The 12,434-nt window shown below is 36.1% G+C and carries 12 protein-coding genes; 4 read left to right on the top strand and 8 right to left on the bottom strand.

All coding sequences use genetic code 11. The features are described from left to right. The first annotated feature begins 15 nt into the window (after window positions 1-15). Complete coding sequence (locus DK924_RS18405; protein WP_109875851.1) at window positions 16-348, top strand: Hpt domain-containing protein; 333 nt, start codon at window positions 16-18, stop codon at window positions 346-348. Here the strand turns inward: DK924_RS18405 and yvcK are convergent. Next, window positions 345-1,217 (bottom strand): uridine diphosphate-N-acetylglucosamine-binding protein YvcK, encoded by an 873-nt coding sequence (yvcK, locus tag DK924_RS18400; RefSeq protein WP_109875850.1) that lies wholly within the window; start codon window positions 1,215-1,217, stop codon window positions 345-347. The two genes, DK924_RS18405 and yvcK, sit on opposite strands and share 4 nt — an antisense overlap. A gap of 167 nt (window positions 1,218-1,384) precedes the next feature. Between yvcK and DK924_RS18395 the strand changes: the two genes are divergently transcribed. Then, the gene (locus DK924_RS18395; RefSeq protein WP_109875872.1) at window positions 1,385-3,385 is read left to right on the top strand and encodes an ATP-binding protein; all 2,001 of its coding nucleotides are present in this window, start codon (window positions 1,385-1,387) and stop codon (window positions 3,383-3,385) included. Between the two features lie 181 nt (window positions 3,386-3,566). Here the strand turns inward: DK924_RS18395 and DK924_RS18390 are convergent, their stop codons facing one another. The 7 genes from DK924_RS18390 to DK924_RS18360 form a co-directional block, all read right to left on the bottom strand. Next, on the bottom strand, window positions 3,567-5,876 hold the full coding sequence (locus DK924_RS18390; protein WP_109875849.1) for a hypothetical protein: 2,310 nt from the start codon (window positions 5,874-5,876) through the stop codon (window positions 3,567-3,569). Between the two features lie 46 nt (window positions 5,877-5,922). Further along, window positions 5,923-6,522 (bottom strand): inovirus-type Gp2 protein, encoded by a 600-nt coding sequence (locus tag DK924_RS18385; protein ID WP_181388790.1) that lies wholly within the window; start codon window positions 6,520-6,522, stop codon window positions 5,923-5,925. A 116-nt stretch (window positions 6,523-6,638) separates the two neighbouring features. Continuing rightward, the gene (locus tag DK924_RS18380) at window positions 6,639-6,917 is read right to left on the bottom strand and encodes a hypothetical protein (RefSeq protein WP_109875847.1); all 279 of its coding nucleotides are present in this window, start codon (window positions 6,915-6,917) and stop codon (window positions 6,639-6,641) included. Between the two features lie 2 nt (window positions 6,918-6,919). Next, on the bottom strand, window positions 6,920-7,171 hold the full coding sequence (locus DK924_RS18375; RefSeq protein WP_109875846.1) for an AlpA family transcriptional regulator: 252 nt from the start codon (window positions 7,169-7,171) through the stop codon (window positions 6,920-6,922). A gap of 87 nt (window positions 7,172-7,258) precedes the next feature. Then, complete coding sequence (locus tag DK924_RS18370) at window positions 7,259-7,942, bottom strand: hypothetical protein (RefSeq protein ID WP_109875845.1); 684 nt, start codon at window positions 7,940-7,942, stop codon at window positions 7,259-7,261. After that, a complete protein-coding gene (locus DK924_RS18365) occupies window positions 7,942-9,153 on the bottom strand; it encodes a site-specific integrase (RefSeq protein WP_109875844.1) in 1,212 nt (403 codons plus the stop codon). Before DK924_RS18365 ends, DK924_RS18370 begins: the two co-directional genes overlap by 1 nt. 335 nt (window positions 9,154-9,488) lie before the next feature. Continuing rightward, window positions 9,489-10,349: a YicC/YloC family endoribonuclease gene (locus tag DK924_RS18360; RefSeq protein ID WP_109875843.1), complete on the bottom strand. Its 861-nt coding sequence runs from the start codon at window positions 10,347-10,349 to the stop codon at window positions 9,489-9,491. A gap of 180 nt (window positions 10,350-10,529) precedes the next feature. Between DK924_RS18360 and rph the strand changes: the two genes are divergently transcribed. After that, entirely contained in the window at window positions 10,530-11,243 is a 714-nt protein-coding gene (rph, locus tag DK924_RS18355) for a ribonuclease PH (protein WP_008111261.1), read from the top strand. A 14-nt stretch (window positions 11,244-11,257) separates the two neighbouring features. Then, window positions 11,258-11,902, top strand: coding sequence for an orotate phosphoribosyltransferase (gene pyrE, locus DK924_RS18350; RefSeq protein ID WP_054202965.1), 645 nt, complete (start codon window positions 11,258-11,260; stop codon window positions 11,900-11,902). The last annotated feature ends 532 nt before the right edge of the window (window positions 11,903-12,434 follow it).

Raw genomic sequence — 12,434 nt, 5'->3', positions numbered from 1 at the left:
CTCCAAAAGAAAATTATGATAGATACATCTGTAATTGAACAATTAAAATATGATGTTGGTGATAGCACAGCCGTTGAACTGATAAACGTTTTTGTTGATGAGTCTAAAAAGTTGGTTATACAAATGCTTTCCTCAACCGATGCCGCAGAAATTGAACTGTGCGCTCATAGCTTAAAAAGTAGCGGTTATAGTTTTGGTGCAACAAGATTAGCGCAAACGTGCCAGCTTATTGAGCAGCAAGTTAAGGTCAATGGCTTAGACACCGAGGTTGTAACCCTCTTAAAGTTAGCTGATGCACAAAGTAAAAAAACCTTCGAACATATGAGAGAACTTACCCAAAATCATTAAGCGTGTTTTTCAGTATTAAAAGAGCTTTTTAATAACTCTGAAAATACATTTTTTAGTTCATTAATATTATGTAAATGCTTGCCTGTTTCCTTACACTTCTCTCCCTGTTGTAAAATTTCGATAATGGCAGAAGGAGAAATACTTAAATCATATACTTTAGTGGCGAGCTTCTTTTGTAACCAGTCAATGCCGGCAATTTTTGTATGTTGCATCACGCTGCTTTCTTGCGCTGTGTTTTCAATAAATACTCTACACGCAGAGGTTTTTTTTATTGCTTCAGTGATTTCTGTAATTAAAAAAGCAGGCATTACGCTAGTAATAATACTCCCTGGGCCAATGATTATTAAATCGGCATCTAAAATAGCCTCAATAGTACCTGTTGCTGGCGGCACTGCTTTTGATAAGTAAACGGTGCTTGGTAGCTCGTTTAAGGCATCAATCGCGCATTCACCAAATATTTTTTCACCATTGTTTAGCTCGGCTACTAAATCTGTGGGTAAATCAGACATAGGCAACACAGTCTCTTTGTTACCAAGCAAATGGTTAAAAGCAGCAATAGCTTCAGTGGGAGACTGTGTTTGCTGGATTAACCCCAGCAGTGTTAAATTTCCTAAGCAATGACCCGCCATATCACCATGAGTAAACCTATGTTCATACATAGCCTGGGCTTGGGTACCTTCACCGGCAAGTTGAACACAGCAGCGCCTTATATCACCTAAAGCGATACAATTTTGCTCCTCTCTAATGCGTCCAGTGCTACCACCATTATCAGTAGTCGCTACAATCGCTGTTAGGTGGCTACATAAGGGTTTTATCGCACTTAATACTTGCGCTAATCCGTGACCCCCACCAATACATACTATCTTCATAGCTATGCCTTAATGTATTTATTTATATTAATAAAGCAGAAATCATTCCATCGTGCCAAAAAAATAACTCAATGATTTATATTAAATTTTGTTCTATATTTATTAGTCATAACATCGATTTTGGTATTTTTTGCAAAACGCGATGCATTTTAGCTGAGGGAATGGGTATGCAACGTAATGAATTAATGACTCTTACGGAACTACAGAAGCAGTTAGCGTTATTGCACCAGTGTGATGATGAAATTGATATTTTAGCCACTATGTCAGCTTTACTACAGCCATTGCTTCAATACCAAGACTGCATAGTTTTAAAGAAAACACATCATCATTTTTTAACTATCGGTACAACTAATATCGATTTTTATGAGAAAACATGGCCACCATGTGCTGCATTTATTCAGGCTCTAAAAAAAGGTTATTCATATAGTTGCAATCCCTTGCCAGAACAATTATTTGCTTTATCAGAAAAGGTGAATAACCAGAATAAAAAGACAGCGCTGTTAATCGGGATTGATACGGGTAAAGAGCAGTGCTTATTTATTTTCACCCATGTGATCAATAATGTTAACCATAATATCTTAGCTTCACACTCAATAATTTTGTTTCTTCAGCAAGTATTTCACGCTTTTCTTCAATTAAATAAGTTACATGCGCAAACCCATCAATCTGTTTTACTACTTGATAAGTTTTCTCAGCTTTCTACTTTATTTAAAGAATTAGCCAGTGAGTGGTTTTGGCGAACCGAGCCAGATATGACCTTTACCAGCGTTAACAATTTAGAAAGAGAAGATAATACCTATGCGCAAATATTTATTAATAAAACCATTGAGTCTTTGCGTACTAAAAATGAGCAAAAAAACACGCTGAAATGGCAAGCTTTTGCTGCGCTAGTCGCTGAGCATGAGGATTTTAATGGTTTTGAATTTGAGGTTAAGGCCCCGATACCTTTGTGGGTATCGCTCAATGGTAAGTCGCAATTTGACGAAAACGGAAATTTCATTGGCTATTTAGGTATTGCCAAAGATATCACAGTCTCAAAAGAGCGAGAGACTGCACTTGAAAATGAAAAGCTTAAAGCTGAGGAAGCCAGTAAAACAAAAACAAAATTTTTAACCATCATGTCGCATGAAATAAGAACCCCCATGAATGCGATTATGGGGATGATAGAGTTATTAATAGATACCGATTTAACTCAAGAGCAACGTCAATGGTTGAATTATGCAAACTCTAGTGCTGATATTCTTTATGGATTAATTACCGACGTATTAGATTTTTCAAAAATTGAATCAGGGACTGTATTAATCGCCAATAAACCGCTAAATGTAAAACTGCTTATTGAGAATATCGTTGGGCAATTGCATATTATTGAAGACAGTGAAGATATTATTTTTTCAGTTTCGATTAATGACGATATCCCTACCTATATTATGGGTGATGAATTTAGGCTGGGGCAGATACTATTTAATCTCATTGGCAACGCATTCAAGTTTACTCACTCAGGACATATTGCATTATGTGCAAATATTGTAGATGACAAACTAAAATTTACTATCGAAGATTCAGGGGTAGGCATTGCAAAGAAAGATCTAAGCTTTATATTTCAGCCGTTTCGACAAGTTAACGAAGGTATAAACAGAAAAAATGAAGGAGTAGGGTTAGGCCTCAGTATTTCAAAAAATCTAATTGAACTTATGGGCGGCTCTATTAATGTTGAAACGCAGTTAGGGCTAGGTAGTACGTTTACTATTTTACTGCCATTTAAAGAAGCGATTATTGATGAAATTAAACCCGAGTTTTCATCAAAACAGCCTGTACTATCAGTTCTGGTTGCTGAAGATAATAAAACCAATCAAGTGCTTATTAAGGCGTTTTTACAAAAGCTAAATCACAAAGTCACGATTGCAAATGATGGAGTGGAAGCAATTGAGTTTATGAAACTCAAACATTTTGATTTAATTTTAATGGACATCATGATGCCGACCATGGATGGACTAAGCGCCACGCAGCATATTCGTCATGAGCTGTTTAGTGATATTCCTATTTTTGCACTAACCGCAAATGCTTCAAACGATGACAAGGCATCATGTTTTAAAGTAGGTGTTAATAAAGTGCTTACCAAGCCTATTAAGTTTGAAACTTTAAAAGCCTCTTTAAGTACGCTTTTATAGCCGGTAATAAAAAAGGCCATAATTAGGAATAATCATGGCCTTTTCTAACGTTATAGTTTGTTATTCAATATTCTGAATTTGAATATTGGTTATTAGATATTAACGTTATAAATAACAGGTTGTTAACCTAACTGTTATTGACTGTTTGTTTATTGTGTAACCGTTCGTGTAACCAGTTGTGCTAAGAATCACATCGCTGAGTAGAAAAAAATAGTGAATACAATGTGTAACCATCAATAAAGAAAATATTTCCCGTAACAGCGTCTTCTATTAAAAAACTTAAGTTGCTAAATCCATCAGCCAAAAGACTTTCTTTGAGAGTTAATCTATCTATTTTATAAATGGACGTCTCATCAATGCCATAGATATTTCCATCTATCGAATACATTATATCTCGATAAACCTTTTCTGATTTCTTTTTAACTTCACCAGCATTCTTATCGATTAGAATTATTATCCCACCTTCTGTTAAAGCTAAAATACTATCACCATCTGCCATAGATATTATCTTTATGATTTTATAAGTGTTTATATCTGGTTGAATCCTGAAAACTTCTGATTGTTCAATTAAATTCCATTTAACGAAATAAGCACTCTCGTTTAGTGGCGTGGAACCTGTCCCCCCTCGATCACTTGTTCCAACATAGACAATATTATTATCATCTCTATCAAAAGTGACGGAGCTCACAGAGTGACTTTCTACAACATTAACCCGTGTGAATTGTTCATTTATAGAAGGGGTAATAACTGTGAGAGCTCCACCGTACGTTCCGTAGTGGGGTTCAGTTCCTATAACTAAACTGTTCTTATTTGAATCCATTGATAATGGTCTATTTTGATTATTTCCCAATTTCAAAAACAAATAACTTTCATCATCTAATGATTGAGCTTTACCTTGCTCAAATAGGTGCATCGGGTATTTCCATATTTGAGCTCCTGTATAATTGGCTGTATAAAGTTCCCCTCCCAATACTGACATAGCTTTAGGTTCGCCAAAAATTAAATGATAAAAACTCTCATTATATTTTAAGTCAATAGATCGAATCCTTCTCTCTCCAATAAATACTTTACACTGATAAGAAGTCATTGAATAAGGAATAGCAGGAATCCCTTTTAAACCAGTATTTAAGAAATCAACTTCAGTAGTTCTTTCTCCTTGGTATGTTGCTTCAAAATAGAGTCCATTTTCATTTACAGATGCTATTTCAGTTTCATTTATAAAATGAGGCTCAACACCAAAGTCCAAAGAGACCCTTCTTAAAATATTTTCACTCTGTTCATACTCTAATACATAACCTCTAAAGGAAAATTGGAAGGTTTCAGAGTTAAATGTTGGCTGAGATATAGGTTGCGTGATGATATCTTTCAAATGGTAAATATATTGTTTAGCGTCTAAATCATAAACAAGCACGTCTGTCGAAGGAGATAGACCTATAAATAACAGATTTGAATGTACTTTTAATTGGTAAACAAAACTATCTTGGTTGTTTTCTGGTAGCGGTATTTGAGTTTTAACTTTACTAGAAATATCATATTCGATTAGTTCAGCATGCGTTCCTAAACCCGTATAAATTTTCTGATTATTACTAGCTAAAGAGCGAATATACTTAGCCTCTGGTCTTTCGCTCATCATTCCAAGGTCGACCAATTCTTTATTTTCAATGTTTAGCGAAAATAGCTTTGCCGAAGGGTATGTTCCTATATAAATTACACCATCTTTTTCAATAAGATCCCAAATATATTGTTCATCTGGAATTTCAGCTAACAGGAGCATATCATTGGAAAATAGATTAAATTTGTATATTGATGGTGAGTTATATGTCCCTATATATAGATTATCACCACTTCGTTTGATACTCCAAGAGCCTGCGGAAGAACTAATCTCCTTAATCAAATCAATTTTTTTAGTGTTCAAGTTATAGCGAAATAATCGGCAATACTCTCCACTTCTTGTCACACCGTAATAAGCATTTATACCAGAATCTTTTACAAATAGGCCTGCCACAGTGGAAATAGACTCCATAGCAGTATCATGAAAGTCTAAAAGGTTTGTATCCGAATACAATAACTGGTGAATACGTTCATTTGCTATGTTACTAGTGTTGAATGATATTTCTTGTCCTTCGGATAAACCGTATGCGGAACCTTTTAATGAAAGCATATTGGGCATACACTTAACATGAACGTTTTGCTTCAATATAGTTTCATAATTACCACTACTGTAATTAACAGCGCAAACTTGGCCTTCTGGTAAGGAATCTATTGTCACATCATAATCATCATTAATAAGTAATTCATTTGCGAATAGATAATTACCATCATCAGATATGGATAAAAATTCATCTTCATTTTTAATGATAATGGTTCCCGATAAACCATTTACATCAACAGATATAAAGTAACTTTCTACTACGGGCTCCTCTACAGTAGGTACTGATTCACGATCAGAACAACCAGATAGAAAAAGGAGTATGAGTATTAACTTTTTCATATAACATAAAATTCAGATTAAAAATAAATGACTTCGATAATAGCATTTATCTAATACGGCTGGTTGAATAATCTTTCGTTTGATCGGGTCTTGCCGTTTTTCCCCTAGCTTTTGCTAAATAGGATAGGCGGTAGATTGCTTCAGCTCTTTGTTCTGAATTATCAATAAAATAATATGGATTCTTAATTGTTGGAGAAGTTCCCGACATATCTTCCCAAATGGATTTGATGATAGGTAACAATTTTTTAGAGTGGCGAATTTTGTCGCCATCAATCCATATAGCCCAATGATAGTGTTGTGTCTTAGGTTTTTCGTGTTCACGAACCCAAACATAACCAATAGAATTAGTTTCATACTTCTTTTTAAGCCTCTTAAATAATCGTTTTTTAAATTTTGTCATTCGCTCGTTATCTTTAGTGTAATGCTCCTGATGGAGATCAAATCGAACTAATAGCACTCGTTTATAAAGCTCTAAACTACAATCTAACTGCTCGATTATCTTGCGAAGAACTGAAGTGTATAAGCCTGACTTTTTAGCGTTAACTATTAATAATTCACCACGATATGAAAAAGTTGATTTATACGAAATGTATTTCCTGTTGGCAGTTTTCTTTATAACTACTTTAGGATTAGTAATTGGTTCCATAGATAATAGAAAAAACCGCATTAATTTATAAATTGGAAAATAAGCTAGCCCTCATATTAAAAGGGCTTTCTTAACTTGAAGGGGACAAAACCGCGGAGACAAAACCGCATAATTTTTTACCTTTTAATTTTTCGCTTAATTTTCCAAAAATTAATCAGTTCATTAGCCTTGATAATATTTTTCTCATCAAGCCAATAGCGCATATACCGCTTGGTGCCGCCTTGCTTTCTCGGCAAGATTTCCCACTTTCTCAATATTAGTAAATCAAGCTTGCCTAAAGCAGAAACATCACTATTTAAACAAGTCGAACCGATATTAATTGCTTCTTCAGCATTTAAGCCTTTTTCACCGCGCTCAATTAAGGCTGACAGTATTATTTCTTGTTTGGTGATCATGGCTACTCTACCTTCTGAGTTGACTCAAGAAGATGGATGAACCAAAGGAGAGAGCTTTTACGCCACGCTGAGCGGTTTGAAGACAGCTTAATTTTATTAGGTAAGGCTTTACCTTGATGCTGCCACCTCCACCAAGTTGGCGAACTAACTTTGGTTATTTCTCGATGCTCTTTTTCATGGCAAAGCGTTTCTGTTTCATTTGAAGCGGCTAATATTTTAGCGCGTTGTACTTGGGTGGGCTCTTTGTAATTCATTGTATTTACCTCGATTGATTTTGATTGAATTCACGAGGTAAATATTGATTTATCGTTAAGTTATAATCCCTAAGGGGGCTTGTCTGTTTAGGATAATTTTATTTCAAGCTGTGTAATAATCTCTTCAGGCCAGTCTATTTTTTCATTATTGATTTTTCTTTCTAATGCTTTATTCAATTTACTGGCGCTTCCTGTTTCACCAATAGAATAACCTACTAGTTTGGCATTAGAAGTTCCTTTCAAAAAGTGACTGATTAGCTGTTCTTTTAACTTTGCCCTAGCAAACTGACTAAGATCTGATGACTTCTGTCGATATTCGGAAGGTTTTTTCTTAACATATTCATCCAGTAATACAGTCGCTACATAATCAACACCAAGCTTTTTACGCTTAGCTAGTTCTCCCTGCTCTTGTTTCTTTAATCGATCTTCAATAACCTTTCTTAAAGGCAAAATATTACGCCTTAAAACTTGTTGGCGACCTACAGACTGACCTAACTTAAAAAAGGCTATAGCCACAGGATCTATTTGATAACCAGTTGTTGAGTTCTGTTGTTCTAACAAAATATTGAATGTATTTTCTAATTCAATGTAAATATCGGCCTCGGGAAAACCTCTATCTATACTTTTATCCTCTGAGACAAAATTTAAACAAGTTTGAACTGATTCAAATAACTCCATTGCTAACTGACTATCTTCTTGGCCAAAAACTAAGTTATCAGCTTCAGAAGAATCTAAAATACTTAAGATTATTTCCTCTAAGGTTTTAGCCATTACTTCACCATCTTAACTACATTGCTTTCACCGTTTACCATAGGAGCAATATGAGCCGCTAATTGGGTTAACGCTTCCATTCTTTCATCAAAGTAAGCATGACGGTCATAAATACCCTCAACACCTCTTATTTTGTGATTCAGGCACTTTTCAGCGATATGTGGCGATGTTCCAAGTTCAGCAAGTAAAGATCTACAGGTACGTCTTAAATCATGAGGATTAAATGGTAATATATTATCCATTACATTTGGTGAAGGTTTCGTGCCGCCATCAACTTTTTTACCAAACATTTTGGCAACAGCATGGTTAATAGTATCACTACTAATAAAAGGTCTTTTACTCGCTTTACGGCTTGGGAAAAGATAACCAGAACCACAAGACCTAACCTCAAGCTCTTTTAACCAAGGTAGTATTTGATCAGGCAAAGGGATATCAATTGGCGCTTTGGTTTTTGAACGTTCCGCAGGTAATGACCATACTTGTTTTTTGAGGTTAAATTCTTTCCAGTTCGCTTCGATAAGTTCTGACTTACGAACGCCAAGACAAACAAGTAAGGCGATAGCTAAATAGTTATCGCGAGTAAACCGATCTCTATGTTCTCTATAGATATAGAAAGTTTGATTTAATTCAGCAAAGGATAAGGCTCTATCTCTGGGTTTTTCTTTACCGCCAGCATCATCATTGTTAAACGCAAAAGCCGGATTGTTAGTTATAAAACCTAGTTTAATAGCATGATTGAATAGGCTTTTAGCATGAATCAATGTTTTGTTAGCACTAGTTAAAAAGCCTTTAGCGGCTTCTTTTTCAATGATAGCCTTAATATCCATAGGCTTAACTTTATCAATTGCCAAAGTGCCGATAAAAGGTGCTATTTTTTGCGTGTAGATTCTTGCTGGTATTTTGTAATGCTTTAACCGTTTCTCATTACCTTTTTGCCAATCAAGGAATAGATCATCAACAGTCTTAATATCAATTTGTTCAGCACGTTTAGCTTCAGCTACGGGATCAAAATCATCAACACGAATGCGCCTTTTAAGTTCAGCAGCTTCTTCTCTTGCTAATGTTTTGGTTCTGTTCTTAAGCGTATAAAACTTACGGCTACCATTGATGGTATAGCGTAGTTCAAAACTGATCACGCCTTTTGTTGTTACCTTCTTGTATAAACTATCACCCAATGACTCACGAGTGTAGCGACTACCATTAGCTTTCATTTATCTCTCAACCTTATCATTACTTAGCATCAGGCTAAGAAAGTACATACTGTATAACCTTGACAATACTTAACATTTAGGCCATTCAAATAAGCGTTTCCCCCAACATTCCTAAAGTTCTGATTATCCAATGATCAACAAAACCTCTTAAAACCTTACCTTTACTTACTGTCAAAACCTTATGAATTGCCATGATTTATTGGTTACACAAAGATAAGTAAGTAACCATTCGTGTAACCGCTTATTTTAAATTAACAGGAATTATGTGAAATAGCTAGAAATAGAAAAGCCCTTATATAAAGAGCTTTTTAGAGAGTGTGAATTCAGAAAATAAATTATTCGATATTCTGAATTTGCTCACGCATTTGCTCTATCAATACTTTTAGCTCAACTGCAGCATTGGTGATGTCGCTGTTGATTGATTTAGAGGCTAGGGTATTTGCTTCACGGTTAAACTCTTGCATCATAAAATCTAAACGACGACCACAAGCACCACCTTTACTCAAAATTTTACGTGTTTCTTTAACGTGCGATTTTAAACGATCAAGTTCTTCTGCTACATCTTGCTTTTGTGCAAGATAAATCAGTTCTTGTTCAAGACGTGACTCATCAATATTTGTTGTTAAATCTTCAAGTTTTTGTACTAACTTTTCACGTTGCCATTTAGTAATTTCTGGCAGGTGGGCTTCAACAATATCAACTTGCTCTAAAATGGCGGTTAATCGTGTAGTTATCATTTCTTCAAGGTTTGCACCTTCATCACCACGTGCCGATTTAAAGTCTTCAATAACTTGGTCAAGCCCAGTAATGAGCGCTGTATTTACACTATCCATATCAATTTCTTGCGCTTCCATCACGCCAGGCCAACGCAAAATGTCAACAGGATTAATATCACCATTGCTTTGTTGTTGTACCCACTTAGCACTATTAATTAGCTGCTCAGCAAGAGATTGATTAATTGATAATTCACCAACATGTGCAGGGTTTGCTACAAATTTTAAGAAAACTTCGACCTTACCACGCTGTAAGTGCTTACGCAGACGCTCGCGTATAACGGGCTCCATGCCACGAAATTGCTCTGGTGCACGAATAAAGGTTTCAAGATAACGTTGGTTCACTGAGCGAACTTCCCACGTGCCAGTGCCCCATTCGCCTTTTATTTCGCGACGCGCATAAGCTGTCATACTGTGGATCATGGATGTTTTCCTACATTTTTAAATACAATATTACGATTATTATACCGTAACACTGCCCAAGCTCTAAAGAAAATTTAACACTGCTGAGTGTTTTTTAAACACACTTTAATATAAATCAACATGGCATCTGTATTCACATCAACATATAATGTGGCAAATTCAGAATTAAGGGGATCGTCAATGCGTCCAAGCGAAAGAACACCTAATCAAATTAGACCGGTTACGTTTACACGTAACTACACTCTGCATGCTGAAGGTTCAGTATTGGTAGAGTTTGGCAACACTAAGGTACTTTGTACTGCGACAGTTGAGGCTGGCGTACCACGCTTTATGAAAGGCCAAGGTAAAGGTTGGGTAAACGCAGAATATGGCATGTTACCGCGCGCAACACACACACGTAATAGTCGTGAAGCAACGCGAGGTAAGCAGGGCGGTCGTACAATGGAAATTCAGCGTCTGATTGCTCGCTCTTTACGTGCAGCAATCGATCTAAAAGCACTCGGTGAAAACACAATTACTATTGATTGTGATGTAATCCAAGCTGATGGTGGTACACGTACAGCGTCTATCAGCGGTGCATGCGTTGCGCTAGTTGATGCACTAACGTATATGCGTGCAAAAGGGATGATTAACTCAAACCCACTTAAACATATGATCGCTGCTATTTCTGTTGGTATATATAAAGGCCAAGCGATTAGCGATTTAGAATACCTAGAAGATTCTGACGCTGAAACTGACATGAATGTAATTTTAACTGAAACCGGTAAAATTATTGAGGTACAAGGAACCGCTGAGGGTGAACCTTTCTCGTTTGACGAACTTGATGAGCTACTTACACTCGCTAAGCATTCAATTCGTGAAATTATTGATGTACAAAAGCAAGCACTAGCATAAATAGGTAACTGGCAATGAAAGAATATCAAAAAGAGTTTATTGAGTTTGCTTTAGAAAAGCAGGTATTAAAGTTTGGCGAGTTTACTTTAAAGTCTGGCCGTACTAGCCCTTACTTCTTTAATGCGGGCTTGTTTAATACAGGTCGTGACTTAGCGCGCTTAGGTCGCTTTTATGCAGCGGCACTTGAAGATGCAGCAATTGAATATGATGTACTATTTGGTCCTGCTTATAAAGGTATTCCAATTGCAACAACAACCGCAGTTGCGTTAGCTGATCATTATAATAAAGATGTACCTTATTGTTTTAACCGTAAAGAGAAAAAAGCACACGGTGAAGGTGGTAGCTTAGTTGGATCTGAGCTTAAAGGTAAGATCATGTTAGTTGATGATGTGATCACCGCCGGTACAGCTATTCGCGAGTCAATGGAAATTATTGCGGATAATGGCGCAGATTTAAGTGGTGTTTTAATTGCACTTGATCGTCAAGAAAAAGGTAAAGCAGAGCTTTCTGCTATACAAGAAGTAGAACGTGACTTTAATACTCAAGTTACTTCAATCGTTAAATTGGCTGATTTAATTAGTTACCTAGAGCTCCAAGGAACTATGGATGAGCATTTAGCCGCGGTAAAAGCTTACCGGGATCAATACGGTGTAGCATAAATAGTAGCCTCGCAAATGCGGGGCTTTATTTTGCCTAAAATAGAGCAACAGTAACTCCTACTTATATTAAGGCTTTGCTAATACACATAAACAAAAGCCACCTTCAGGTAGGCACTATTAATAGCCGTGATTTTATTAATACTGTGGTATCACTCTTACCTACTTCAATTCACCGTAGTAACATTAACAGTATGCTAGCTGCAGCGTCTTATTTTCCAGACTTTGTTATATATGGGATCTATTCGGGTAGATTATTGCTAGTGATCATTATGATCATCTTAGTTGCGAGTGTTTTAATAAAGCTTATTCAAGTAGATATAACGGTTAAAAGCTTAAGTTTCGCGTTTATTGTTAATAAATTGATAGTTATGTTGTGTTTTTAGCACCTATCGTTCAAATATCCAGCGAACAGTCATTTATTTCAAGTTTTCTGCAAAAAAGGGTTGATCTGTTTTCGGATCTCCCTATAATGCGACCCCACTGAGACGGCAGAGCGCAACGCATAGCGAGGCACGAGCTACTCAGTGAGTCG

Source organism: Pseudoalteromonas sp. meg-B1 (genome assembly GCF_003173795.1).
Taxonomy (GTDB): domain Bacteria; phylum Pseudomonadota; class Gammaproteobacteria; order Enterobacterales; family Alteromonadaceae; genus Pseudoalteromonas; species Pseudoalteromonas undina.
The sequence above is the reverse complement of the archived record's forward strand: the minus strand, read 5'-3'. Positions and strand labels throughout refer to the sequence as shown.

What these genes read in the sequence shown, in the direction of transcription:
- DK924_RS18405 (WP_109875851.1), top strand. Translation starts at nt 16, where the DNA reads ATGATAGATACATCTGTAATTGAACAATTAAAATATGATGTTGGTGAT.
- yvcK (WP_109875850.1), bottom strand. Translation starts at nt 1,217, where the DNA reads ATGAAGATAGTATGTATTGGTGGGGGTCACGGATTAGCGCAAGTATTA.
- DK924_RS18395 (WP_109875872.1), top strand. Translation starts at nt 1,385, where the DNA reads ATGCAACGTAATGAATTAATGACTCTTACGGAACTACAGAAGCAGTTA.
- DK924_RS18390 (WP_109875849.1), bottom strand. Translation starts at nt 5,876, where the DNA reads ATGAAAAAGTTAATACTCATACTCCTTTTTCTATCTGGTTGTTCTGAT.
- DK924_RS18385 (WP_181388790.1), bottom strand. Translation starts at nt 6,522, where the DNA reads ATGGAACCAATTACTAATCCTAAAGTAGTTATAAAGAAAACTGCCAAC.
- DK924_RS18380 (WP_109875847.1), bottom strand. Translation starts at nt 6,917, where the DNA reads ATGATCACCAAACAAGAAATAATACTGTCAGCCTTAATTGAGCGCGGT.
- DK924_RS18375 (WP_109875846.1), bottom strand. Translation starts at nt 7,171, where the DNA reads ATGAATTACAAAGAGCCCACCCAAGTACAACGCGCTAAAATATTAGCC.
- DK924_RS18370 (WP_109875845.1), bottom strand. Translation starts at nt 7,942, where the DNA reads ATGGCTAAAACCTTAGAGGAAATAATCTTAAGTATTTTAGATTCTTCT.
- DK924_RS18365 (WP_109875844.1), bottom strand. Translation starts at nt 9,153, where the DNA reads ATGAAAGCTAATGGTAGTCGCTACACTCGTGAGTCATTGGGTGATAGT.
- DK924_RS18360 (WP_109875843.1), bottom strand. Translation starts at nt 10,349, where the DNA reads ATGATCCACAGTATGACAGCTTATGCGCGTCGCGAAATAAAAGGCGAA.
- rph (WP_008111261.1), top strand. Translation starts at nt 10,530, where the DNA reads ATGCGTCCAAGCGAAAGAACACCTAATCAAATTAGACCGGTTACGTTT.
- pyrE (WP_054202965.1), top strand. Translation starts at nt 11,258, where the DNA reads ATGAAAGAATATCAAAAAGAGTTTATTGAGTTTGCTTTAGAAAAGCAG.